Below are 24,099 nucleotides of genomic sequence, written 5' to 3'. Positions count from 1 at the left end.
GCCCTTCTCTTGCCTGGATCGTGCCGCCCACCAACAAACCGCACTATCAATATCATGAGCATGCCAAATTACGACCTACCGAAAGACATAGCAAACCATCTGGTTGATCCGCAGTTCTATACCAACCTCAATCGCCTCCATGAAACCTATACTTGGGCGCGTGCAAACAACCCCGTCGGGCGCGCCATGGCGGATGGACATGACCCGTTCTGGGTGGTCACGAAACACGCCGACGTCTCCATGATTTCAAGAGAAAATGCCTTGTTTCACAACGGCGACTATTCTGTCGTCTGCAGGCCAAGAGCGTCGATCGAGCATGTCATTTCCACCACCGGTAGTCCAAACATCGCCCGATCACTCGTGCACGTCGACGGCGACGAGCACAAGAGTCTACGCGCGCTGACGCAGTCGTGGTTCATGCCTACCAGCATTCTCGAGCTTGACGACCGCATTCGATCGCTGGCAAATATAACGATCGCGAAGCTGTTGCATCACAACGGGCAAGTGATCGATTTTGCGAATGACTTTGCATTGCATTTCCCACTGAGCGTGATCATGGATATTCTCGGCGTTCCGCAGGAAGATTCCCTGCGCATGTTGACGTTGACTCAGGAGATGTTCGGAAGCGAGGATGCCGAATACAAGCGCGAAGTGCAGCGCCAAGGCGATGCGAGCAGCGCGATGGGCAAGGCCCTGCTGTCCATTGTGGCCGACTTCAAGGATTATTTTGACCGCCTGACCGAAGACCGCCGGAAGAACCCACGTAACGATATCGCAAGCTTGCTGGCCAACGCGGTGATCAACGGACAGCCTATCGATGAAGCGACCCGTCTTGGCTATTACGTGATCATCGCCGCAGCAGGACATGATACGGTTTCGTCGTCCATATCGGTCGCAATGTGGGCGTTGAGCCGCTTCCCTGAGCTACTGCCGCGACTACAGGCGGATCGTTCGCTGATTCCGCAGTTTATCGACGAAACCCTTCGCTACGCATCGCCGGTGCGTCATTTCATGCGTACGGCGACTGCCGACACCAACGTCCGGGGCCGGACAATCCGCAAGGGCGATTGGCTGATGCTCTGCTATGGCTCGGCAAATCGTGACGAGCAGGTCTTCCCTGAGCCATTCGCATTCAATATCGACCGCAAACCGAACAGGCATCTCGCTTTCGGCGCCGGCGCCCACGTGTGCCTGGGTCAGCATCTCGCGAACATGGAAATGCGCATCTTGTTTGAGGAACTGGTCCCGAGGTTGCGGCTTATCGAGCCGGCGGGCGAAATCGAATTCGTTGCGTCCAGCTTCGTGAGCGGCCCAAAGCATCTTACAGTTCGTTGCGTGGTGCATCCGCGTTGACCCACCGGAGTCTGTAGTTGGAGTGAACCCTTGAGGCTCCGCCTTCACTGCGGAAGTTACCAGGCGGCTACGTACGGGTCCCGGCGTGAAGCCGAATATGAGCTCGGGCTTGACGATGAACCGAGCGTCCTCTTTGCGCACCTCTGCATGCAGCGTGGGTTGTGGCGGCCGCACAGCATGGCGATTTCGGCGAGCAGTACGTTAGCCAGTCGGAGGCAGTGCAGTGTAAGCGGCATTGAGCGCGCGGCTATAGCAATGACAGCGGCATCGCGCGCGTCAATCTAGGCATTGCCATCGAGCAGGTCGGCAATGCGGCGCATAGTGAGGCTGGTAAGGATGCGACTAGGACACCAAGGTCAACAGCAACTGCCACGGACAATGCTTCGATGGTGAGCGTGATCTACGACGAAAAAAAGTTCACCGAACGTCTTCAGTTCGGAGATGAGTGCACAGCTTGGTCTCATCGTCGGGCCGGCGCTTTGTTGTACCAACGCTTTCGGTTTCGGCCGAGGGCTACGGGGTGATGGTGGCCTTTGCCTACGTCAACGCTCATGAATGGATCGACTAAGCGACGTTGTTGGCTTTTCATGCATCGAGGGCTTCGGACGTTGCACGGTTCGGTCTGCAACATCGGCGGCAGGTCTCCGCATTCACGTACCGGATGGCCTACCGATGTTCCGGCTGAACTCCTATTAGCGATCACCTGCCCCACCAAGCCCGGTGCCCCCGGCTCACAACTGCAACTTGGAAAATCATGCCGGGCCTAGATTCCCAATTCTCAATTATCGAGGCGTGAAGAAAATAACGGAGTGCGCATGGCATAGATTTGGCTGTTACTTCATGCAACTCCACTTTCTGTCGGATTTGTTCAATGACCACGATATTGGCTCATCAGAAGCAAAAAGAGATTTGGCTTCCAAATGATAAAATCAGTATGCGCAGTGGTGATGGGAGTGTTTTTTGGATTAGCGTGCTGCGATTCAAACCGTGCGCAGAGTAGCGTCACGCTATATGGAGCATTAGACGTTCTCACTGATATCTCAAATCAGGGCAGAGGAACCTTAACTAAAATGTCGAATGGCGGCACGTTCGGATCGCGGCTTGGCCTTATGGGTAGCCAAGCCTTCGGCGACGGATACAAAGCTATTTTCAGACTTGAGAGTGGTTTCGCGCCTAATACCGGCACCATACAGCAGGGCGGCGCACTTTTCGGCCGGCAAGCGTATGTTGGCTTCGAAGGTTCTGAAGGGACTTTGACTTTTGGTCGCCAATACTCGCCAGAGTTTCTTGCTATGAGTGACAACGACGTTTTTTTAGGAGGCTTAGGAGGGAGCGTCTGGGACGTTGATCGCACTTTGCCTAATGGTACCGTCCAAGCTACGCTCCTTACCGAGGTCATTACGTGCCGCGTTAATAATTCCGTTCTTTACTCATCTCCGAAAATTTATGGATTCTCGGTCGGGTTGATGTACGGTCTCGGCGGTGTTGCGAAATCTACAAGTGGTGGAACAACTTTTAGCGGGGCAATCAACTACACCAATGGCCCCGCAACGTTTCATGCCGGATATGTCTATCAGAGGGACGCATTGGATCGGGGATATTACAAAGCACGGGGTGTCGGCGGTAACTATGGGATTGGGCCGGTAAGAGTGTATCTCGGGTACACTAAAGATGACTATTCAATCATAACTGACGCAGCATCGTTTAATAATTCGTGGCGGTATGCAATTGTCAATCTGGGAGTGAGCTACCAAATTACACGTTCGACCGTTTTAATGGCACAAGTTATAAAATTGATTGACACCTCGAATGGAATTACTCAGTCAAAAAACTCGTACATTGTTGGATTAGGTGTTTTTTATTCTATTTTTAAACAAACCAGTATATATATCGGGTACGCACAAACAAAAAATAAAAATGGGTCCACTTACACGTTGGGGCAAGCCCTATATTACGGGGAACCGGCATACCCCAACACCACGGCACGCGTGCTTAGATTCGGAATGCGAACGACCTTCTAGATTAAAGTTGAAAATCGGTGGCTAATTAGCCCGTCCTGAACAATTCGCTTTGCGACCACCGGCGTTACGGCGATGGGACCGCAGCAGTGCGGCGCTCAAGCAAGGCAGCCAGAATAAAGACACAAAGAAGCCGTAGCTTCCTCAGGATCATCCTCAAGTTGTGGCCGGCGCCGCACAACACCGCGTGCATTGCATCACCCAGCGCGCCTTTGAGCCAGTTTCTGCCGAGCTTCCCGTCAGCCTTCATGTGACCGATGGCTGGCTCGATTGCGCTGCGTCGCCTGATCATCGCGCGTAGTCCGCGTGTGATGCCGCGCCGCAAGCCCGGGTGGTAGATCTTCACGCCGTCGACAGCGACACCCTTGTATCCACGGTCGACGATCGCGACTTCCGGCGTGATGTCGCACAGGATTGTCGCCTGCTCCAGCGCTTCAGCCAGCGTATGACCGTCGTACGGATTGCCCGGCATCGAGCGCATCCCAACTACCAGTCCTTCCTTGTGAGTCGTCGTGATCGACACTTTCACGCCGAATTCGTACGGCTTGCGCGCCTTGCCTTTGGCCAGACACTCCACTTCCGGCGCGTGCAGCGCATAGAGCTTGTTCTTGTCCTTCAGCTTCTGCAACAGGATGCGCTTCGTGCGGCCAATCAGCTCCACCAATGCAGCGCGTTCTGGGTCTGCCACCTGGGCGACCTGTCGCTCCACATCGCGCATCACCCGTCCGACGCGTGAACGCAGCGTGCGCAGTGCTTTCCTCATGCGCTTGTACTGCTTCGCGTGAGCGTAGCGACCAATCTGCAGCCCCAGATACGGCGCCTCGCGGTTGTAGTTCTGCCTCAGCTTCAGGCCGTGCCGTGCCGCCGCCTTCACCAGATGTTCGCGACATCGCTCGAGCAGGCGTGAATCGGTTGGATGGGCAATCGCCTTCTCGTCAGGTAGCAGCAGCGCATTGCTGCGCCGCCGCCCCCTTCTAAGGTAGGGTCGAGAACTGGCGCGCGCACGGTAGGCCCCGGTGGCTTCTCCCTCGCTTTCGCGGTGGGCCTCAATCCGGTTGCCATGGTCACGTTTCCAGCTCCCGCCACGTCAAACGCAGCATGCGGCTTTCCCGCACTCGCTTTCCTGCCTGCTTCACGTCAAGGTTTATGGGACCTATCATGCCGGGGACGCTTTCAGTGCGGCAGCACGACGAACCCGGTAGCCGTTGAACAGCTTCAATTCGTCATATAGCCAGCGCCTACTCCACCTCTTCCAGCCGAAGCCCCGACGATTCCGGGATCGACCCATGTGGCGTCGAATCGTCTTCTCCCCCCAGTCCTTGATGAAGTTGAAGCACTCGCTGGACTGTCCAACAGCGAAGTAATTCACCCAGCCTCGCAGCACCGGGTTGATCAGTCGCACCAACCGCACCAACGGATGTTTCAGGCTGACCTGATCAACTGGGAGCGGCTGGACGCATTGATGAGACGCCGTACTTCACCGCGACTCCTTCGCGAAGTGTCGAGTAGCCCGGAGGAACTTCCCCGCCAGGCCCTCACAGATCCGTACGTGAACCTCTCGATTCATACGGCTCTTGTCATCCAGCCGGAGGCAATACCCCCACCAGTGATACAGCAGATCCGGTGCGCGCGCCGCCAACTGCCTGAGCCACGTCCGAGCCTTGGCACGACTTCGTTTGAATCGACGGTACTTGCGCGCCGCCCATTTCGCCAGAATGTCGTTGAAGTGGCCGATCACACGTTTGAATACGCTCATATAGAACGCCGCGTAATAGTTCCACCATCCGCGCAGGGCTGGATTGACCCGCTCGGCAATGTCTTCAATCCCAGCATCCGTCCAGCGGCCGATGTCCCACATCCGCATTTTCTCGCGAATGCGTTTCGCGGCTTTGCTGCTGAGCGCGGGACTGAAGCTGTTGAAGTAGATGCCGCGCTTGCTCTTGGCCAGCCGGCCACGGAAGGTGTATCCCAGAAAGTCGAAGCTCGTGGAGGGATAGTCCTGCTTGCGATTCCCATCCCGGCAGTACACGATCCTCGTCTTCTCAGGATGCAGTTCCAGGCCACAGGCCTTGAGACGCCCACCGATTGCCTCCTGCAACCGTCTGGCTTCGGCGTCACTTTTACAGTGGACCAATCCATCGTCGGCGTACCGCACGAAGGACGTGTCCGGAAAGTGCCTCGCCATCCAGGTATCAAAGGCATAATGCATGTAGAGATTAAACAGTACCGGGCTGACGACACCACCCTGCGGCGTGCCCTGCGTCCGCGACACCATTTCCTGCCCCCTCATCATTGGTGCCGTCAACCAACGTTCGACGTACAGCTCCACCCATGTGCAACGGGCATGCTGCCGCACCGCTTTCATCATGAGCTCGTGATCGACGTGGTCAAACGCACCTTTGATGTCGAATTCCAGTACCCAGTCGTATTTCCAGCAACGACTCCGGACAGCAGCAATCGCATCCAGCGCCGATCTGGAAGGACGGTAAGCATAGGAATCCGGATGGAAACAGGGCTCTACCTGCGCTTCAAGATAATTGCGTACAACCGCTTGGGCAACTCGGTCTGCCACTGTGGGAATTCCCAACAAGCGCTTGCGGTGCTTGTCATTGCCCTTCGGAATTTCCACGCCACGCACCGGCGGGGGAAAGTAGCTCCCTGAAGACATCCGGCTCCACAGCTTGTACAGATTGCCTCCAAGCCGCTGTTCAAATGCCTCGATGGTTTGCCCGTCCACACCATGCGCGCCATGGTTCGCTTTCACCTGAAGCCATGCTGTCCACACAGACTGCTTCGTTATTGCAAACGGCCTGACTCGACTCATCGGCTCATCCCATTCTCTGGTTGGCCCACAAGTCTTGCCGGATGACGCATTCCCTTCGCTCCACCCCCGTTACGAGGCTTCATCGCTACTACGAAATGCTCCGCCCCTGTATCCCGCATCGGTACTCTCGCCTTCTTCGAGTCTTTCAAATCAAGCTTCTCCCTTCGCACCGGAATGACAGGTTCCTATGTTCCGTTCAATCGCCTGGAGTAACGTCACGCCGTCTATATGCCGGTCGCCACCAAGCCAGTCATCAGGCTCCCGCTTGGTTTATCCCGGGATGCAACGTGGACCTTGGTTTTGACGACGGGTGGGAAAAGCTATCGACACCTCATCGACGGTTCGCTTGCGCTCGTCTCGTTATTCCGTACCTGACGCATTCACTGCGCCTTTTCTTCAACGCTCACCACCATGGCTCTTTACCACAGCAGCTTGAAGTGGTTTGATGCCTTCTCCTGAAAGACGACATCGAGGGGCCTGCCCTCATCGATCAAACAGCTTTCATAGCACACACGTTACGAACTTTTTTCAATAAATCGCGCTCCATTTTTACTTCGGCCAATTCCCGCTTGACCCGCCCCGCCCCGGCTCGGCCTCGACCTCCGTCAGTGGTCTCTGATGCTGCCCAACATTCTCCAGCTTGCCATCCTTTGCAGCACGAACCCAGTTTGCTAATGTCTTCATCGAAATTGACAATCGATACGCGGCTTCGAAGACGCCGAGGCAATCGGCTATTACCAGCTTTACTGCCTCTTCACGAAATTCCTTCGTGTACACAGCCTTGGGGATTCGGTTCATCAATACCTCCATTCCTCAATTTTACGGAATGTTGGCGTCCACTTTTTCAGCCAACCTCACCATCGCACGACGCGATTGATGACGATCGCCGCAAGCGATGACCACGATAGACAGATTCGATGTTCTGAGTCCCGGATGTTATCCGAACCACTGAGCAGCGTGACAACTCTCTCTTTGGACTGCGGGTGATCCGGCGTCTGAATCCGACAACGCCGCGTGGACAATTGACGCACCGCAAGGTTTGCGTATATTCAAAGTGTTCAGCTTCTCAATTCCTCGTATGATTCACTCAGGCGGCCCGAGGTAATGTCAAACCAAGCATAGTGCTGGTCAGAATGCCATTGGGAAGAAAAGCGATCGTCATCTACGGTTTTCGTTTTCCTGCAGCGGGCATCGGCTACGCAGTACGCCGGTACGACCGCCTCAATCTTAGTCCACGGGAATTGCGCTGCACTATATCGGCTGGCCCATTTCCCTCTAACGGCGGAACAACCTTCCTATGGACATGCTAGACGTCATCGGTATTGGTATTGGACCCTTCAATTTAAGCCTCGCGGCGCTCATTCAGCCCACCGGTTTGCGAGCGCTCTTCTTTGAGAAGCGCATAGAATTCTCCTGGCATCCCGGGCTCATGCTGACCCAAAGTCAACTCCAGGTGTCGCCGCTCAAGGATTGTGTGACCTTGGTAAATCCCACAAGCCCATATTCCTTTCTCAACTATCTCTCTGTACATCGACGCCTGTACAGCTTCGTGAATAAAAGTGGAAACAGCACATCGCGAAGTGAGTTCACCCACTATTACCAATGGGTCGCGCAATGCCTGGACACGCTTCGATTTGGCGAGGAGGTGATCGATATCAGGCCTTGCAATAAGGGCTATTGCGTGACCACTACCGCGCGCACATATCATGCGCGCGCGGTAGTGGTCGGGGTCGGCGTCGAACCCAAGGTGCCGGCATGTGCGCGGCAGGTGGTTGGCGAGACGGTCTATCACGTAGACGACTACCTTAACCGGAAACCTTTCAGCGAAGACGAACATGTGCTGGTGGTGGGCGGCGGGCAGAGCGGCGCGGAAGTCGTCGAGCACATGCTGACCGAGTCAGGTCCCGACAAGATCACTTGGGCGACGTCGCGCGCCAATCTGTTTGCGATGGACGACAACGCATTTGTCAATGAAGCATACATGCCCAGTTATAGCCAAAGCTTTCACACGCTGCCGATCCAGCAGCGCAGGGCCATTGTCGAAAGCGAAAAGCTCACCAGCGACGGCATCTCCGCCAGCCTGTGCAACCGGCTCTATGAAGCGTTGTACGAACGCAGCGTCCATGGCACGCTAGCCGACTGCTTTCGTCTGTTGCCTTCGGTGACAATGGACGAGATCACCCGCCGCAGCGGTCGCTGGCACATCGGGTTGACCTCGCGGGTCACGTCGCAGCGCAACGGCATAAGCGCGGACAGAATCATCCTGGCAACCGGTTTTCAGCCGCGCCATTTACCATTCGTTCAGAAGCTGCTCGACGGCGCAAGCCTTGAAGACGGTCTGCCAACGCTCGATCCCGATTACGCCGTGCGCTTCGATGCGCCAATGCCCGGTCCCGTGTATCTGCAAAACCAAAGCCGCGTGCAGCATGGCCTGCAAAGCGTCAATCTTTCGCTGGTCGCGTACAGGAACAGTCGCATCATCAACAGTCTGCTGGGTCTTGCCTTCTATCCGGATGTTCCGGACCGGCAACTGCTCGACAGCCTTGAGGATCAGGAGACTGAAGCAGGATCAATACTGTGCGACGCGGCTCAGGCCTCGCGCCGGCCGGCAGTGGCGTAAGCGGATGACTGACTCCTCCATTTATCTATCGACTGGCAAGCGTGCGATCTCGCACCCCGAGCACTTGCCGGCATCCCTGCAATTACGGGCGTTCATTCCGTTTCTGATCGCGTCACTGGTGATCGCCGCTTCGTACGGGACGAGTTTTCTCCTGCCCGAGTACCTGCAATCCCTAGGCATGAAGAGCGATGTCGCCGGCGCCGTGATTTCGAGCGGCATGGTCTCGACCATGATCTGCTGCTGCGTAGCCGGGCGCATAGCCCAGCGTATCGGTGTCATGCCGACCATCGCCCTGGCCTCGCTCGTCATGGCAGGCAGCATGCTCTGCTTAGCCGCTGCGCCAATAAACATTCGTGCCGTCTATGCAGGCGGTTTGCTGTTGGGCGCTGGGTGGTCCGTGTTCTTCATACTCGCGCCGCTGCAAATCATCCATCATCTGTGCCCCGACGCACGTATCCAGTACCTGACCTTCGTCTCCGGCACGCAAATGGCCGGACTAGGCATGGCGGCGCCTTTGAGCCGCCTGATCGCCCAACATACCGGCTCGATCGCGCTGGCCTACCTTCTGTTCGCTGCGGCATGCGCGGTGGCGGCAGTCTGCGTCAAGATCGCCAGCGAGGCGATGAGGGATGGGTCCTGTTTGCCGATGACGCGCGTGGCCATTACCGCGACCGACACGTTGGCCCTGCTCACGGCACGAACAGCAGTGCCGATCGCAATGATCGCACTGGCAGCCTGTGTCTTCGCCGGGCTGGCGACTTACCAGACACCCTATGCCGTCTCGCGTAACCTCAGGCCAGACCTGTTCTTCCTGACGTTCACGACAACCAGCGTGGCACTGCGCTTGTCGCTCGCGAGAACCATGGGACGTATCAAGCCCGACCGACTGGCGCTCGTATTGTTTTTGCTGACCGGCGCCTCGCTCGTACTGTTCCTGTTGAACCACGGCAGCACGACGCTTTATATCGTCGCTACCGCGCTGTTCGCCACGGGCTACGGACTGAGCTACTCGACCCTGAACGGCATGGCCGCGAACCTCGCCGGAGACCACGGCGTTTCGGTGCCCGTGACTTCGCAAATCTTTACGCTTGCCTATTTCATCGGTCTGTTCGGATGCCCTTTCCTATGTGGCGCCCTGATTCACGTTTTCGGCGCCGATGCAATGCTCGTCGTCCTGCTAGGCGCCGTACTCGCTAATGTGGTGCTACTCGGCGTCATGCGCATGAAGGTGCATTTCGCCGCCTGACTTCTCCTTGAAAACTCCGTTCTTTAACGAGGTGGTTCGTATGCTGAATGAAACGCAAAAATCCAAGTGGCACGAAGATGGATATCTAAAAGTGGAGGGCTTTTTCGATCCGGTCACCCGCGAAAAGATTTCTGCTCTGGTCAACGATGTCTCGCGCTGGGAAATCAGCGAAAACAAATGGATGATGTGGTTCGAGAAGACCGAGGATGACCGCAGGATCGTTTCAAAGATAGAGAACTTTTTGGATTTCAACAACGAACTGCGCGACCTGTTGCTGGCCGACAAGCGCATCCAGACTGCCGTCGAATCGCTTCTCGATGAAGATACCCGCATGCTCAAGGAACTGCTCATCTTCAAGTACCCGGACAGCGGCGGCTATCGTCCGCATCAGGACATCTATCACATCCCGCACAATATTCCTCAACGCATGGTGCATGCCGTGGTCGCCATCGGCATCGACGATTCCGATCCGGACAACGGCGGCCTGTTCTTCAGTCCGGGCAACCATCAGAAAGGTGTGTTTCCGATGGACGCCGGCGGCGTGATTCATCCGGAGGTGGCCGAGACGTTCAAGTGGGAACCCGTGCCCTGGAAGGCCGGCGACATCTTCGTCTTCGACGACTACGCGCCGCACTATTCGCAGCCCAACAAAAGCAATCGTTCGCGCCGTACGCTCTATCTGGTGTTCCAGCGCGCCTCAACTGGTGGCCCCACGCGTACGGAATACAACAAACTGAAGCGTGCCTACAACCCACCCGAAGACAAGGAATCGGATATCCAGGATCTGAAGCCGCCAAATGGCATTTTCTATCGTACCTGATGTAATTCACCGGAGGATGTGCGTGTACACAAAGCAGATTGACCAATCCACGATGCGGCCGGAAAACGGCGTTCTTGTTTGCCGGCTGCTCGAACATCTGCCGGCTGGCCTGACAACAGCGTTCGGCACGTCGATTGTTGAGGTCGTGCCGGCGGGCGCTGTCGATCTGCACTCCCATTCCGAGCATGAACTGTGGATACTCATTTCAGGCAAGGGAGTCTTCGAGGTGAATGGTCAGGCGCGGCCAGTCGCAGATTCAACACTGCTCTATATCGAGCCGAACCAGGAGCACGCGATTCGCAATGCCGATCCGGCGGCGAGCCTGAAATTTCTATCGATATGGTGGGACTAACGTGAACACACGCACTTTTTTCGTTTGCCCCGCACCGCCCTGCCCGAACGGAAAACTGCATCTCGGCCATATTGGCGGGGTCTATCTGCTCACCGATCTTTTCGTTCGCTTTCAACGCATGAGAGGTCACCGCGCCTACCACGTCACAGGTGCGGACGAGCATGGCACCTACACAGTAGTGAAGGCGCGCAAGCTCGGTCGCCCGATTGACCAAGTCGCGCAGTTGCATATTGACGAGATAACGGATTGCTTGCGGGCAATGCACATCGAGCCCGATGTCTTCATCAGAACAACGGACGCTACGCATAAGCAGAACAGTCTGAAGATCTTTCGCGAGCTGGAAGCTGCAGGCTACATTGATGTGCGTAATGGCCATCAACTCTACTGCGAAAACTGTGACGAGTTCGTGGCCGATTCGCTTGCCGTCGGCCTCTGCCCCGCGTGCGATGCGTCCACCGACAGCAACTTGTGCGAAAACTGCGGTTTGGCGCAACAGCACTCGAAGTTGCGAACGCCAGTCCACACGTCGTGCGGCAAACCGCTATCGCTTCGCCCCATCGAACAGGCTGTTTTCGACATTCCTCGCATGGCAGCCATGCTTGACGATGCGATCAAGGGGAGTGAATGGGATCAAACGATCCAGCGTAAAGCGCGTGCATGGTTGCGTGACGAATTGCGGCCACTGCCTATGTCGCGCATTTTCGACCGGGGTGTGACACTTGAAGCACCCGCGAAAATTGCGGGGCAAACATTGATGACGTGGTTCGAAGGGCTTTGGTGTTTCGAGACGGGGATCCGCTTGCAGTGCGCGCGCGACGAGGTCAACTACGACACCGTGATGCGCGACCCCGATACACGCCTCCTGTTTTTCATGGGCCAAGATAACCGCTTCTACTACACCATCGGCGTGGCTGGCAGCCTGCTTGCGCGTGGCTATCCGCTTCCGGCAAATCATTCGATCCAGGACTTCTATAAATTGGAGGGCCAGAAATTCTCGACTAGCCGCGACCATGCACTCTGGGCAGATGAAGTATCCCGGCAGGTCGACCCGAGTGTGTTGCGCTATGCGCTCGCTCGGATTGCCAAGCCGTTCGGCACCAACAATAACGATTTCCAGATCGGCGAACTGATCCGGTCGGCTTCGCACATCCTTGCGTGGGAAAGCGCCCTCCGCCGCGATTCACTGCACTCGGCGAATGTCGATGGAAGCGGTCTTACGCCGGCGCACGACGACATAGTCCAACGTTATATCACCGCGATGGACCAGGTACGCTTCTGGAACGCCCTCGATCTGATTGACGAATACTTCGTCGCGACGGGCTTCGGCACGAGCCCGGAAACGTGGCGGCCGGTGCACGTATCCGTCTTTCTGAGCATGCTCCATCCCGTGATGCCAGTGCTGGCCGAACGCTATGGAAACGTGTTCTTTGGCGAGAATTGGACACCGGCACTCGGCGCAAACGCCACGCTATCGGCTACGCCTCCCAGAGCAACGGCCGAATTTCCGCCGTTCGGAATGCCAATTGCCGACTCGTTCATCCGCCAATATCAATCGCGCTTCCAGCGCGCTGTCGATGCCGCGTAACCAACGATGGAGCCAGTCATGTCGATGCGCAGTCGCACTTCGCTCAGTTATGGGGTATTCGACCACACCTCAGGCAAGGACACAGTCAACTTCGCCTATGGGCTTCCCGATCCTTTGACGTTCGCCCGCCTGCAATGGCCGGACCCGCTTACCGTCGAGACGGGCGTCAGCATCTCCGACCTACCGCAGTACACCGACGCCCATGGCCTTCCCGAACTGCGCGGACAGCTTGGCCAAAGGTACCGGATGGCGCGTGGCAATGTCATTCTGACGAACGGCGCTTCACAAGCCCTGCAACTGCTCGCCGATGCTTTTATCGACCCAGGAGACGTCGTGCTGACCGAAGACCCGTCCTATCTCGGCGCGTTGCGCATTTTCTCTATTGCGGGCGCGACGGTGGTTCAAGTAGGTGCGGATTCCTTGGGTGTCGACCTCGATCTGCTCGAACAAGCATTGCTGCACGCAAAGGGGCGAGCCAAGTTGTACTACACCACTCCGGCGTTCCACAATCCGACTGGACGATACTTTGCACACCGGCATATGGTCGAGGTGGAGGCTCTACTGTCCCGCAACGGCGTGCGGCTGGTGCAGGACCTGGTTTATAGCGAGTTGCCCTACGATGGCGCGTCACCCGAGGTTCTGCAGGCGGGTGGCAACATCATCAATGTGCATAGCTTCTCCAAAATCTCAGGCCCCGGGCTTCGCCTAGGCTGGGTGCTGGCCGAGCCGGAAATTGTCGACCGCCTGGCCCACCTGAAATGCGATGGAGGTGTGAGTCCCATTGTCAGCAAGTAAGCATTGGACCTACACCGTCGCGGATTTTGTTGACGCGCGAGAGGATCGGCTGCTAGCGAACGGGATCGATGTGTGAGGCGGCGGGCAGCAAAGGAGCGACGTTCCAGGGTAACAGTTCGTCGATGCGATTCACTGGGTGATCGGCGATGCGCTCGATGACGTAATGCAGGTAGGCTTCGGGATCAACGCCGTTCATGCGGGCAGATCCGATCAGGCTGTACATCGCGGCTGCACGTTCTCCGCCTGAGTCCGCACCGGCAAATAAAAAGTTCCGTCTTCCGATTGCCACGCCGCGCAATGCGCGCTCGGCAATCAGATGTCAATCTCGGCCTGACCATCACTGCAGTAATAGACCAGCGCAGGCCAGCGATTCAACGAATACTGGATCGCTTTGGTGGTGTCCGATTCGCGGAGAGTGTGAGAAGCGTCGTCTGGAACCACCGTTTCATGTCATCGAGTAGTGCACAGCCTTCTCCTGGCGAACGCGCTGTCGTTCTTCAGGCGGCTTGCCACGAATGTGCTCTTCGATGCGATAGAGTGCGCCGATGCGCTCGAGTGCCTCACTGGTGATCGGTGATGCCCGAACAGCGTGCAGATCATGTAGCTTTCGACGTGCATGCGCCATGCACGCTGCTTCGCGAATCTGACCGCCGAGGTAAAGATCTGCATAACCGGCGAACGCATCTGCCTGCAGTACGCCGGTGAAGTTGGCAAGGTGACGTTGTGGATGTTCGCCGCGACGATCTGGCGTATAGGCAAACCAGACGGCTGGCGCTTCGTCCGAACCACTGGGCCGATCATCGCGCACGTACACCCAGAGCCGGCCGGTCTTCGTCCTGCCATTGCCCGGCGCAAGCACCGGCAGCGGGGTGTCGTCGGCGTGAATCTTGGCGCCACCAAGCGCGTGGCGGCGCACCGCGTCGACCAGAGGGTTGAGCAGCCATCTCAGACTGCCCAGCCAGTGGCCCATGGTGCCCGCTTCGATCTCGACGCCGTCGCGCGCGTACATGACGGACTGGCGATAGAACGGGATGTGGTACGCGAACTTCGATGTCGTGATGTGTGCGAGCAAAGCCGGACCCGGCAGGCCACGATCGATCGGCCGGCTCGGCGCTGCGGCCTGCACGATACAGTCGCAGCACGAACAGGCGAATTTGGGGCGACGATGACGGATGACGCGGAAGTGTGCGCGCACGTATTCGAGCTGTTCGGATACGTCTTCGCCCAGCGGGTTGAGTGTGCCACCGCATTCCGGGCAGTTTTCCTCGATGGGTCGATGCACATACTCTTTGCGTTCGAGGTGATCGGGCAGCGGTTTGCGACAGCCCCTCTCGCGGCGTTGTTGCGCCTTCTTCGAATCAGCCTGGGCGGCCGCACCTTCATCGGCCTGCAGGTCCTCAAGTCGCAGCTCAAGCTGTTCGATCTGACGATCGAGTTTCTCTGACTTGCGACCGAACTGCATGCGGCGCAGTTTGGCGAGCATCAGCTTCAGATGTTCGATCTCGATCACGCGGGAGCTGAGCTGGTCCTGCAATTCAACGACCCGCTTCGCGTTTGCATGAGCCGACGCCGCATGCGCGCGCACTAGCGCCTTCAGCGCATCAACGTCGTCGGGCAGGTCGGCATCGGTCAGATCCATGACGACAGTTTACGACTATCTGCTGCACGCGGATCATCGGGTAACAGACGTTTACAAAGCACTGCGCGGTCGTGCCGCGTCGACCGGTTGTCGCCAGTCAAACCCTTCGAGCAGGAGCGAGAGTTGAGCGGTGGTCAACGCCACGACGCCCGCGTCGGCGCGAGGCCATGCAAAGCGCCCCTTCTCAAGACGCTTCGCAAATAAACATAGGCCGCCATCGCTCCAGTACAACGCCTTTAGAAGATCACCACGACGCCCCCTGAAGATAAAAACATGGCCGCCGTATGGATCCTTCTCAAGCACCATCTGTACCTTTGCCGCAAGCGAATTGAAGCCGGAGCGCATGTCAGTGACGCCGGCAGCGATCCAGATCCGTGTGTTTGCAGGCGGCCCGATCATCGCAGAATCCGCTCGAGGACCAGGCGCAATACCGTGGCATCGGGCACGCCTTCTATCCGGACCGAAGTATTGCCGTGTTGAAGCTGAATGCTGCCCTTTGCAGCCTCCCGAGGTGCCGGCGCGTTCGTCGCCTCCGGAGCACGGGCCGCCGGTCGATCGGACTGTACATCGACAACGACAGGCAACATGGTCTCCGCCCGCGCATCTTCGATCAACAGACCCTGAGCGTACAGTTTGCGCCAGGCCCACACCTGATTGGCGTTGATGTTGTTGTCGCGGGCGACCCTTGCGACCGAGGCGCCGGGTTCAAACGTCTGCTCGACGACCGATTGTTTCCATTCCAATGGATACCGTCGGTTCTGGCGCTTGGCAGGTAACTCGACTGTCTGAGGCACTGTGTCCATTCCCGCTGTTTGTGGACAGAGTCGGTCACTCGTGTCCGTCGCAGACGATGATTGCATCTTCTACGCGAGGCGGGGAACGGTACAAATCAGATGCTTACGTCAGCAATATGGCGCTCGCCTTATTGCAGTCGTCGTCTTTGGACGCTCACGTCGAACACCTAAGGACGCACTACCGGAGCAAGCGTGACGCAATGCATAGGCTGTTACAGGCCTGCCGATTCTGCAAACCGGATTACGAGATTCCGAGTGGTGGATTTTCGTTCTGGGTCTCGCTTGCCGAAGGCATCGATTCCGCCGAATTGGTCCGCGAGGTGCGCCGGAAGCACAATGTGAAACTCGTCGAAGGAAAGCACCATGGACCGTGCGGTGCAGCCCGTGTACGCTTAAGGCTACGCTGAAGAAGCCACCGTTTTCGCCAAAAGCTTGTCGCTGAATTTCGGAATGCGAGATCAGCGACCCGACTGGTTCGATTTCCTGGCCCTGAAGGGCCTTGCAAGGGGGTCTCTCGACCCACTTTGACTACTCATGGACGCACCTGTGCCATCAGCCGCGTGCGGCTCATGTAGATGTTGGCCAGCGCGAGTGCAGTAAAGGCGCGCGTGGCGTTCTTCGCGAGGCCGCGATAGCGCACCTTGACGAAGCCCCACAGCCGCTTGACCACCGCAAAGACGTGTTCGACCCGGGCGCGAATCTTCGACTTGTTTGCGGTTTTTCGAGCGCCTGGTTTCATCGACTTCACCACTGCGATTGCGCACACGCTGGTTGGTGAAGTCCTTCGCTTTCGGTGCCTTGCTGGCGATGAGTTCCTTCTGGCTTGCATAGGCACTGTCACCGTACACACGCCGCTCGGCGCCATGCAGCAGGGTCGGCAGCGGATGCTTGTCGTGCACGTTCGCCGCCGTCACTACCGCGCTGTGTGTCAGCCCCGTCTGGCTATCCACACCGATGTGCAGCTTCATGCCGAAGTACCACTGCTGGCCCTTCCTCATCTGATGCATTTCGGGATCTCGCGCCTTGTCCGCATTCTTTGTGGAACTCGGCGCACCGATGATGGTGGCATCCACGATGGTGCCGGTGCCTACCTTCAGTCCGCGCCCTTGCAGTACATCGCCGACCCTCGCGAACAATTGCTCGCCGAGCTTGTTGCGCTCCAGCAGCCGCCGGAACTTCAACAGCGTCGTACCATCAGGAACGCGCTCGCGCCCCAGATCAATCCCGACGAATCGCCGCAATGCGGTGCTATCCAGCAGCGCTTCTTCGCAGGCTTCGTCGGCCAGGTTGAACCAGTGCTGCACAAAGTGCATACGCAGCATGCGCTCCAGACCCACTGGCGGGCGACCGCCTTGACCCTTCGGATAGTACGGCTCGACAACCTCGCACAGCTGCGCCCACGGCACGATCTGCTCCATCGTCTCAAGGAACACATCGCGTTTGGTTGGCCGACGGTACTGTTCAAATCCGGCGCCTTGATCGGCCGCCATCGCAAGGGTCTGTTGTTTCATCCACATCTAACGATTGAACGACCAATGCCGTTGACCTTTTTCAGCGTAGCCTTAAGCTTCAGTTATCTCCAGCCGCGTTTGATCGAGCGCGGCTTGGCTCAGATAGACGATGCGCATGCGAGCCTTCTGACATCGACGCGCTTTAAGCTGCGTGGCTAGAGAATGCCAAGTACTACGGATAGTCGGTGCGAGATGCACAAGCGTAGGCCGAGCGAAGACATCCACTGCGCCGCCCCTACCGCAAACAACTCGACGAACGCTTTTCGGCATGGCACTACGTCACTGATTTCGCCCAGGATCCGTCCGTTATATAGACAGCCCCCCCCTTCGCGCGTGTCTCGGAACCCTCAACGTGAGAACCTCAGTACATTCTGCGTTCGGTTCGGCAATTGATTTACCGCAATAGTCGATTGCTGTGCGTTCTGTACGATCAACGCGTCATCGCTCTGAAGCCGATATCAACATCAAGACCTACCTGATGTAAACGGTATGGAATTCCGACCAAAGTCGAAGCAGGAGAGCAAGTGAAGAAACTTCTGATCGTATCGATCGCCGTCGTGCTGATAGGCTATCTATGCATCAGCGGTATCGCGTACATCCACGACAAGGACTATGCGGAAAGAGCGGCCGTGAGACTGGCCGCGTCCCCACAAGCGTACGGCATCCGTGAAGTGTTAGATCGAAACGCGTGCTATTACTGCCACTCGACGAAAACCATCCTGCCCAACTATGCCGCGCTACCAGGCATTCGTCAGCTAGCCGAGCACGACATACAGACGGGCCTCGCCTACTTCCGCATCGACAGCCTGTACGCGGCGCTCGAGAGTGGCGCACCGGCCCCCGAAGCCGATCTTGCAAAGCTGGAAACCGTTGTGAACGAACGCACAATGCCACCAAATCTGTTTCGCTTCGTACACTGGACCACCGGCTTGAGCGCCTACGATCAACGTGCGCTTCTCGACTGGATCGCGTCCCAGCGACGCAGCGCATATGCGACGCCCGGCGTTGCACCAGAGTTCGCTAACGAGCCGGTACAACCTTTGCCTCATTCCTTGCCGACTGACGCGGGCAAGGTCGCGCTCGGGAAGCAGCTTTTCAACGATGTCAGACTATCGGCGGACAACACGATATCGTGTGCGAGCTGCCACACGCTAGCGATCGGTGGCGTAGATGGAAACAAGGTTTCGTCCGGCGTGGGCGGCCAGTTGGGTGCAATCAACGCACCGACAGTGTTCAACTCGGCACTCAACCGCAAGCAGTTCTGGGACGGTCGCGCCGCCACGCTGCAGGAGCAGGCCGGCGGCCCACCGCTGAATCCGGTCGAAATGGCGTCCACGTCATGGAGTGAGATCATCGATAAGCTGAAACAGGACTCATCGCTGACGCAACAGTTCTTGCGGGTATACCCGGACGGTTGGTCAGGCGAGAACATCACAGACGCGATCGCCGAATATGAGACGACACTGCTAACGCCGAGTCGCTTCGATGCTTACCTGCGCGGCGACATGGATGTGCTGAATGGCGAGGAACTGCGCGGCTACCAGTTATTCAAAGCAAACCATTGCGCGACCTGCCACGTTGGCAAGAATCTGGGCGGACAGTCGTTCGAACGGATGGGCCTTGCGGCTGACTACTTCGCCGCGCGGGGCTACGAACGCACCGACGCAGACAACGGCCGCGCCAACTTTACGAAAGATCCGCTCGATCGTCATGCGTTCAAGACGCCGACGCTGCGCAATGTTGAGTTGACCGCGCCCTATTTCCACGACGGTAGCCGCATCGATCTGCGCGAAGCTGTACGTGACATGGCGACATATCAGGTCGGTAAACAATTGGCCGAATCGGACGTTGACGCAATCGTCGCGTTCCTGAGGACGCTAACGGGTACGCACCAACCCGTCGCGACCCATTGATCCAACCACCGCGGCTGACATTAGGGCGCGACAAAAGCACCTTGCAACGGCCGCGCGCACGCGCTGATCCTCCCCGCAAGGCGCATTGGGGAGAGATGGCGATACCCCTACGGGCCGGTCGGGTGGCCCGACATAGACGTACGACGCGCATGCGCTGATGCAATGAGCACTCGGTCAGTGATTCCGTGGCAAGCGCCGCGATTTTCTCGGTACGTCTCAGCTTGGCGGAATATATGTTCGGAGAATCTTCATGCGTCTTACTGTCCAGCTCGACATGTTCAATCGGGCCCATCCGATGGCATTTGCAATCCTCTGGATCGACAAGGAAAAGCGGCAATGGTCGCGCGAAGGTCATTTTGGACTTGAACTGCCTAAATGGGGCTCGCTGCACGTGGATTGCGGCAATACGCTAGTGTGCGAGCCCAACGACAGGACACCAGTATATGTTCTAGAAGGACTGAATCTAGACTGTTGCTACGGACTCTTCCAAGGTGAAGCCGGACGCGTGCAGTGGTGCACGGAAGGCGACCTCGCTCTGATGTCCGGCCATTGGCGTGTGCAGTGTATCGACAACGAACGGGCGCAGCCGGAACACGGACTGTTCGCTACCGGTGGCGACTCCTAACGCAATCTGGGTTACAGGTTGTGTCGCAGTAAGAGACAGGCGGTAGAATCCGGCTGGTTTTATCGCATCAACGCGGTCAAGTAAAATCCGTCGACCGCAACGCATGACAGGCATGATGGCAAAGACGAAGACGCGGCGCAAGACGCTGCCCACTGGCATTGGCAAGGTACTGAAGCGGCTGCACTACCCGTTGGACGTGATCCTGCTGTGCGTGCGCTGGTACGTGGCGTACTCACTGAGCCTACGTAACCTCGAGGAAATGATGGCCGAGCGGGGTATCGAGGTGGATCATTCGAGCGTGCACCGGTGGGTCATCAAGCTGCTGCCGGTGCTTGAAAAAGCATTCCGCAAACGCAAACGGCCCGTGGGCAAGAGCTGGTGCGTCGATGAGACCTACGTCAAGGTCAAAGGCCAATGGAAATACTTGTACCGTGCCGTCGACAAGACACGTAACACGGTGGATTTCCTGCTGCGCGCCCATCGGGACAAAACCGCGGCGCGCCGCTACTTCGAGAAGGCGATTGAACAGAACGGCGAGCCCGAGACAATCACCATGGACAGGAGCGGCGCCAATCTGGCTGCGCTTGAAGCACTCAATGCCGAGCGTTTAACACCAATCAAGGTTCGTCAAAACAAATACCTGAACAACGTCGTCGAGCAGGATCACCGTGCCATCAAACGCATCATCAAACCGATGCTGGGGTTCAAGGATTTCCGCTGTGCGCGCATCATCCTGTCTGGCATAGAGATCGCACACATGATCCGCAAGGGGCAGATGCGTGTCGATGGCGTCACCTCGACTGCAGCCGAACAATTCTACTCGTTGGCAGCTTAAGCAGTACTACTGATATCACGCTTTTCTCAAGCTGTAATCGTTAGCGCGACAGAACCTCGCATAGCGGACGAACCGCTCGGCCACACCGATCACCATGCGTCGCAGACCGCGGCGTCCGTGCGTGCCCATCACGACCAGGTCCGCGTCACGGCGCTGCACGCAGCGCATCAACGCGCTGGCGATGTTCTCGGCGATGCCTTGCGTCTCTACGATCTCCGTGTCGCCCGCGACATTGAGCTCGCGCATCTGGGCGAGCGCGCCATGTAGCAAGCTCACGCCGACTTGACGCGCAGCGTCCGTCAGTAGATGCGGATCGCACGCGCCCGCGTATGTGAAAGCCGCCGATTGATCCAGCACGTAAACCGCGGTCAACTTGCCGCGCGAGAGCTTTGCGAGCTGGATCGCTTCGGAAAGCGCACATTTCGAGGCTTCGCTGCCGTCCACGGCCACCACGATGTTTGCGTACATGACTGCCTCCTGTTGAAACTTTGAAACAACCGTCGGAAATCAGACGCGCGTGGCGCCGCGCTCGAGCAGCCGTTCGGCCGCATCGAAGGGCGCCTTCACCGCGACATCGGGATCAGGACTCTGCCGGTGCTCGAGCGGGACCAGTTCACCCGTGCGCAGGACCAGATCGAGACGTGCATCGAACATGAGGTGGTTCACCGTCGCGTCCGGCACAGCGTGCCGTATGTCGGTTGCGTCATTCGGCGCATGCCCGCGAATGGCCTCGATCGCAAGATGGCAACCAGAAATGGATTTGCCGAACCGCTCGAGGCGCACCAGTTGTGCTGCTGCGTCAGATTCGATTTGCGCGGATCCTGTAAATCCGAGGTAGACGATCTGCATATCGATTCCCCATACTGCCTCCGCGCGTGCTGTTCTACCCATCGGCCGTTCCGGCGGCCAAAGCCGCGTACGTCAGCGAGCCGATGAAGAAATCATCGGCGCTATTCGTGGCTTCCGATTGACTTGCATCAATGGCGTGGCAGTGCTGCGCAGCCTGCGCTGGCAGGTTGATTGAGCGCGGGCGCGGGACATGGCACCCGAGCGAACCGGCGTGTGCTATTTTTCGGAGCCCGTGCCGACACAACCTTCCCCATGCGCAACGCGGATATAGAGACGCCCCTCGCCCTCCCCGCACATAGCTCGCCGTGGACGCTCTTTTGCATCTTTCTGAGGGTCGGCCTGACTTAGGGCAATGCTGATCAAGTCCACCATTCATGACTGTCATGCGTTATAGCGTGGACATGCAACGGTAAAAGCAAAAACAATGAAGCAACTGACACTGGCGATGGCCGTCGATCAATGCTCGGGATTCGGAGCACAGCGCAAACCTACGCGACGCGAGGTGTTTCTCGATGAAATGAACCGGCTCGTGCCGTGGGCGGAACTGTGCGGGGTCGTCGAGCCGTATTACCCGAAACGCGGCAACGGTCGCCCGCCTATCGCACTGGAGCGCATGTTGCGGATTCATTTTGTGCAGCACTGGTTCAATCTCGCCGACCTTGCGTGCGAAGAGGCGCTGTACGACAGCCTCAGCCTGCGTCGTTTTGTGGGCATTGACCTGGGCAGCGAAACCGTTCCAGACGCGACGACGCTGCTCAAGTTCCGGCACCTGCTTGAAGAGCACAAGCTGGGCGAGCGAATCTTCGCCGAGGTGGGTCGCGTTTTGCAGGCGCGCGGGGCAAAGCTCAAGAGCGGCACGATCGTGGACGCTACGCTGATCGGCACCCCCTCTTCGACCAAGAACAGGGAGAAAGCGCGGGACCCCGAAATGCACCAGACGCGCAAAGGACAGCAGTGGTATTTCGGCATGAAGTTGCATATCGGCGTGGATAGCCAGAGCGGGCTGGCGCATAGCGCGGTCGTCACGGCGGCCAACGTGCACGACAAGCATCCGCTGCCACAGCTTCTGCATGGGGAGGAACAGCGGGTCTATGGCGACAGCGCGTATGCGAGCCAGAAAGCGCTGATCCATGGCAAGGCCCCGAAGGCTCGCGACTTCACGAATCAGCGCACGCGCCGCAAGGACAGCGTCGATGAAGTGGCGCGTCGCAAGAACCGCAACAAGTCGAAGATTCGCGCCCGTGTCGAACATGTGTTCGCCGTGGTCAAACGGTTGTGGGGCTTCACGAAGGTACGCTATCGCGGTCTGGCGAAGAATGCCAATCGCGCCTTCGTTTCGCTCGCGCTGGCGAACCTCTACCTGTCGCGAGGTCGATTTACGGCACAGGTGCGCCCGTAATGGGCGACACACGGGCGAAAAGCCCGCGCAAAGCGCCTGCGGCGCGACAAAACGAACCGGAATGACCATCTTCATTCGTGATTCGGAAAGTTTACGCATGTGCCATCTCAATCAGCCGCGTTTACACGGCTTGATCAGCATTGCCTTAGTTCGGCGGTCCGGCGGCTCACCTTGGCTACTTTCGCGACGAATTCGTCAGACGCCGCCGCTGGCGCGATGAACACACGTACAGCGATATGGTTGCGCTGTGCCAGATTCTGCCAGTGCCCGGCAGCAGCCAGGTCGGCATCGCAATCGGGCGTCTGCGTGGCGGCGCTGCCGGTGCGGTAACTGCGTGGCTCGACTTTACGCTGCCGTCGGTGTTGTTACTCGTGGCTTTTGCATACGGCTTCACGCATCTGTCGGATACAACTTCGCTTCATCTGCTGCGGGGGCTGAAGATCGCGGCGGTCGCGGTGGTCGTCCAGGCAGTCTGGTCGATGGGACGCATGCTCTGCCCTGACCGCGCACGCGCGACGATCGCGGCGGCCTCGGCCATCACAGTAATCCTGCTCGGTGCGGCCTACGGTCAGACTGCGTCGATCGTCGCCGCGGGGATTGCCGGCGCCGCATTTCTGAAGTCGTCGACCGAAGTGCCGCGCGCGCCGCTCGGCATGCCCGGGTCCAAAGCCGGCGCGCTCGCTTGTCTCGCGGCCTTCGCACTGCTGCTGTTCGGACTGCCCACGGTAGCGGCCTATCTCCACAGTTATCCGCTCGATCTGTTTTCGGCGTTCTACCGGGTCGGATCTCTTGTGTTTGGCGGCGGCCACGCTGTGTTGCCGCTGCTGGAAGCGGTCGTCGTGCCGCGCGGTTGGGTTCCCGCGAACACCTTCATGGCAGGCTACGGCGCGGCGCAGACGGTCCCGGGTCCGCTTTTTTTGT

At 57.9% G+C, this 24,099-nt stretch carries 19 protein-coding genes and 6 pseudogenes; 13 read left to right on the top strand and 12 right to left on the bottom strand.

Features of this window, described 5'->3' with window-relative positions:
• Positions 1 to 54 precede the first annotated feature (54 nt).
• Positions 55 to 1,353: a cytochrome P450 gene (locus B0G76_RS07625; RefSeq protein WP_116140757.1), complete on the top strand. Its 1,299-nt coding sequence runs from the start codon at positions 55 to 57 to the stop codon at positions 1,351 to 1,353.
• A gap of 167 nt (positions 1,354 to 1,520) precedes the next feature.
• Here the strand turns inward: B0G76_RS07625 and B0G76_RS43560 are convergent.
• A pseudogene (locus tag B0G76_RS43560) lies at positions 1,521 to 2,003 on the bottom strand (transposase); the annotation flags it as partial.
• 270 nt (positions 2,004 to 2,273) lie between these two features.
• Here B0G76_RS43560 and B0G76_RS07620 point away from each other — a divergent pair.
• A complete protein-coding gene (locus tag B0G76_RS07620) occupies positions 2,274 to 3,374 on the top strand; it encodes a porin (RefSeq protein WP_116140755.1) in 1,101 nt (366 codons plus the stop codon).
• Positions 3,375 to 3,438: 64 nt separating this feature from the next.
• Here the strand turns inward: B0G76_RS07620 and B0G76_RS07615 are convergent.
• From B0G76_RS07615 to B0G76_RS07600, 4 genes and pseudogenes are all read right to left on the bottom strand, one after another.
• Positions 3,439 to 4,302, bottom strand: a pseudogene (locus B0G76_RS07615) (IS5 family transposase); the annotation flags it as partial.
• A gap of 225 nt (positions 4,303 to 4,527) precedes the next feature.
• Positions 4,528 to 4,782 carry a group II intron maturase-specific domain-containing protein gene (locus B0G76_RS07610; protein ID WP_258875751.1) on the bottom strand — a complete coding sequence of 85 codons (255 nt, stop codon included), beginning with the start codon at positions 4,780 to 4,782 and terminating at the stop codon, positions 4,528 to 4,530.
• A gap of 66 nt (positions 4,783 to 4,848) precedes the next feature.
• Positions 4,849 to 6,135, bottom strand: a complete 1,287-nt coding sequence (ltrA, locus tag B0G76_RS07605) for a group II intron reverse transcriptase/maturase (protein ID WP_404935323.1) — start codon at positions 6,133 to 6,135, stop codon at positions 4,849 to 4,851.
• Between the two features lie 571 nt (positions 6,136 to 6,706).
• Positions 6,707 to 6,993, bottom strand: a pseudogene (locus B0G76_RS07600) (transposase); the annotation flags it as partial.
• A 499-nt stretch (positions 6,994 to 7,492) separates the two neighbouring features.
• Between B0G76_RS07600 and B0G76_RS07595 the strand changes: the two are divergent.
• From B0G76_RS07595 to B0G76_RS07570, 6 genes are read left to right on the top strand one after another with little or no spacing between them, the layout of a single operon-like run.
• Positions 7,493 to 8,815: a lysine N(6)-hydroxylase/L-ornithine N(5)-oxygenase family protein gene (locus B0G76_RS07595; protein ID WP_116140751.1), complete on the top strand. Its 1,323-nt coding sequence runs from the start codon at positions 7,493 to 7,495 to the stop codon at positions 8,813 to 8,815.
• Positions 8,816 to 8,819: 4 nt separating this feature from the next.
• Positions 8,820 to 10,061, top strand: a complete 1,242-nt coding sequence (locus B0G76_RS07590) for an MFS transporter (RefSeq protein ID WP_116140749.1) — start codon at positions 8,820 to 8,822, stop codon at positions 10,059 to 10,061.
• A gap of 40 nt (positions 10,062 to 10,101) precedes the next feature.
• The gene (locus tag B0G76_RS07585; protein WP_105512247.1) at positions 10,102 to 10,881 is read left to right on the top strand and encodes a phytanoyl-CoA dioxygenase family protein; all 780 of its coding nucleotides are present in this window, start codon (positions 10,102 to 10,104) and stop codon (positions 10,879 to 10,881) included.
• Between the two features lie 16 nt (positions 10,882 to 10,897).
• Positions 10,898 to 11,233, top strand: a complete 336-nt coding sequence (locus B0G76_RS07580; protein ID WP_105512248.1) for a cupin domain-containing protein — start codon at positions 10,898 to 10,900, stop codon at positions 11,231 to 11,233.
• Position 11,234: 1 nt separating this feature from the next.
• The gene (locus B0G76_RS07575; RefSeq protein ID WP_116140747.1) at positions 11,235 to 12,818 is read left to right on the top strand and encodes a class I tRNA ligase family protein; all 1,584 of its coding nucleotides are present in this window, start codon (positions 11,235 to 11,237) and stop codon (positions 12,816 to 12,818) included.
• 18 nt (positions 12,819 to 12,836) lie between these two features.
• The gene (locus B0G76_RS07570) at positions 12,837 to 13,613 is read left to right on the top strand and encodes an aminotransferase class I/II-fold pyridoxal phosphate-dependent enzyme (protein WP_258875518.1); all 777 of its coding nucleotides are present in this window, start codon (positions 12,837 to 12,839) and stop codon (positions 13,611 to 13,613) included.
• A 52-nt stretch (positions 13,614 to 13,665) separates the two neighbouring features.
• On the opposite strand, the pseudogene tnpC reads toward B0G76_RS07570, so the two are convergent.
• From tnpC to B0G76_RS07545, 5 genes and pseudogenes are all read right to left on the bottom strand, one after another.
• A pseudogene (gene tnpC, locus B0G76_RS07565) lies at positions 13,666 to 15,252 on the bottom strand (IS66 family transposase).
• A 51-nt stretch (positions 15,253 to 15,303) separates the two neighbouring features.
• Entirely contained in the window at positions 15,304 to 15,651 is a 348-nt protein-coding gene (gene tnpB, locus B0G76_RS07560) for an IS66 family insertion sequence element accessory protein TnpB (RefSeq protein ID WP_116140743.1), read from the bottom strand.
• Positions 15,648 to 16,055 (bottom strand): IS66-like element accessory protein TnpA, encoded by a 408-nt coding sequence (tnpA, locus tag B0G76_RS07555; protein WP_258875517.1) that lies wholly within the window; start codon positions 16,053 to 16,055, stop codon positions 15,648 to 15,650. Before tnpA ends, tnpB begins: the two co-directional genes overlap by 4 nt.
• 523 nt (positions 16,056 to 16,578) lie before the next feature.
• On the bottom strand, positions 16,579 to 16,875 hold the full coding sequence (locus B0G76_RS44695) for a transposase (protein WP_409076747.1): 297 nt from the start codon (positions 16,873 to 16,875) through the stop codon (positions 16,579 to 16,581).
• Positions 16,817 to 17,464 (bottom strand): annotated as a pseudogene (locus B0G76_RS07545) (IS5 family transposase); the annotation flags it as partial. The pseudogene B0G76_RS07545 and the gene B0G76_RS44695, both read right to left, overlap by 59 nt.
• Before the next feature lie 617 nt (positions 17,465 to 18,081).
• On the opposite strand from B0G76_RS07545, the gene B0G76_RS07540 reads away from it, so the two are divergent.
• From B0G76_RS07540 to B0G76_RS07530, 3 genes are all read left to right on the top strand, one after another.
• Complete coding sequence (locus B0G76_RS07540; protein ID WP_105512250.1) at positions 18,082 to 19,470, top strand: cytochrome c peroxidase; 1,389 nt, start codon at positions 18,082 to 18,084, stop codon at positions 19,468 to 19,470.
• Between the two features lie 250 nt (positions 19,471 to 19,720).
• On the top strand, positions 19,721 to 20,095 hold the full coding sequence (locus B0G76_RS07535; RefSeq protein ID WP_116140739.1) for a DUF3564 family protein: 375 nt from the start codon (positions 19,721 to 19,723) through the stop codon (positions 20,093 to 20,095).
• A 112-nt stretch (positions 20,096 to 20,207) separates the two neighbouring features.
• Positions 20,208 to 20,930, top strand: a complete 723-nt coding sequence (locus tag B0G76_RS07530; protein WP_183082196.1) for an IS6 family transposase — start codon at positions 20,208 to 20,210, stop codon at positions 20,928 to 20,930.
• A gap of 15 nt (positions 20,931 to 20,945) precedes the next feature.
• Here B0G76_RS07530 and B0G76_RS07525 read toward each other — a convergent pair whose 3' ends face one another.
• Together B0G76_RS07525 and B0G76_RS07520 are read right to left on the bottom strand one after the other, a co-directional pair.
• Positions 20,946 to 21,398, bottom strand: a complete 453-nt coding sequence (locus tag B0G76_RS07525; protein WP_116140737.1) for a universal stress protein — start codon at positions 21,396 to 21,398, stop codon at positions 20,946 to 20,948.
• Positions 21,399 to 21,437: 39 nt separating this feature from the next.
• Positions 21,438 to 21,821 (bottom strand): hypothetical protein, encoded by a 384-nt coding sequence (locus B0G76_RS07520; RefSeq protein ID WP_259460525.1) that lies wholly within the window; start codon positions 21,819 to 21,821, stop codon positions 21,438 to 21,440.
• A 382-nt stretch (positions 21,822 to 22,203) separates the two neighbouring features.
• Here B0G76_RS07520 and B0G76_RS07515 point away from each other — a divergent pair, with 382 nt between their 5' ends.
• Positions 22,204 to 23,178, top strand: a complete 975-nt coding sequence (locus B0G76_RS07515; RefSeq protein WP_116140735.1) for an IS5 family transposase — start codon at positions 22,204 to 22,206, stop codon at positions 23,176 to 23,178.
• Positions 23,179 to 23,387: 209 nt separating this feature from the next.
• Positions 23,388 to 24,044, top strand: a pseudogene (locus tag B0G76_RS43555) (chromate transporter); the annotation flags it as partial.
• Positions 24,045 to 24,099: the final 55 nt, after the last annotated feature.

Origin of the sequence: Paraburkholderia sp. BL23I1N1 (assembly GCF_003610295.1) — a bacterium.
Lineage (GTDB): Bacteria > Pseudomonadota > Gammaproteobacteria > Burkholderiales > Burkholderiaceae > Paraburkholderia.
This window is presented reverse-complemented; position numbering and strand designations above follow the sequence as displayed.

Bases quoted from the DNA above. Each gene is read 5' to 3' on its own strand.
- B0G76_RS07580 (WP_105512248.1), top strand. From the start codon at position 10,898: ATGTGCGTGTACACAAAGCAGATTGACCAATCCACGATGCGGCCGGAA.
- B0G76_RS07530 (WP_183082196.1), top strand. From the start codon at position 20,208: ATGATGGCAAAGACGAAGACGCGGCGCAAGACGCTGCCCACTGGCATT.
- B0G76_RS07595 (WP_116140751.1), top strand. From the start codon at position 7,493: ATGGACATGCTAGACGTCATCGGTATTGGTATTGGACCCTTCAATTTA.
- B0G76_RS07525 (WP_116140737.1), bottom strand. From the start codon at position 21,398: ATGTACGCAAACATCGTGGTGGCCGTGGACGGCAGCGAAGCCTCGAAA.
- B0G76_RS07625 (WP_116140757.1), top strand. From the start codon at position 55: ATGAGCATGCCAAATTACGACCTACCGAAAGACATAGCAAACCATCTG.
- B0G76_RS07585 (WP_105512247.1), top strand. From the start codon at position 10,102: ATGCTGAATGAAACGCAAAAATCCAAGTGGCACGAAGATGGATATCTA.
- B0G76_RS07570 (WP_258875518.1), top strand. From the start codon at position 12,837: ATGTCGATGCGCAGTCGCACTTCGCTCAGTTATGGGGTATTCGACCAC.
- B0G76_RS07590 (WP_116140749.1), top strand. From the start codon at position 8,820: ATGACTGACTCCTCCATTTATCTATCGACTGGCAAGCGTGCGATCTCG.
- B0G76_RS07620 (WP_116140755.1), top strand. From the start codon at position 2,274: ATGATAAAATCAGTATGCGCAGTGGTGATGGGAGTGTTTTTTGGATTA.
- B0G76_RS07520 (WP_259460525.1), bottom strand. From the start codon at position 21,821: ATGGGTAGAACAGCACGCGCGGAGGCAGTATGGGGAATCGATATGCAG.
- tnpB (WP_116140743.1), bottom strand. From the start codon at position 15,651: ATGATCGGGCCGCCTGCAAACACACGGATCTGGATCGCTGCCGGCGTC.
- B0G76_RS07515 (WP_116140735.1), top strand. From the start codon at position 22,204: ATGAAGCAACTGACACTGGCGATGGCCGTCGATCAATGCTCGGGATTC.
- B0G76_RS07535 (WP_116140739.1), top strand. From the start codon at position 19,721: ATGCGTCTTACTGTCCAGCTCGACATGTTCAATCGGGCCCATCCGATG.
- B0G76_RS44695 (WP_409076747.1), bottom strand. From the start codon at position 16,875: ATGCAAGCCAGAAGGAACTCATCGCCAGCAAGGCACCGAAAGCGAAGG.
- tnpA (WP_258875517.1), bottom strand. From the start codon at position 16,055: ATGGACACAGTGCCTCAGACAGTCGAGTTACCTGCCAAGCGCCAGAAC.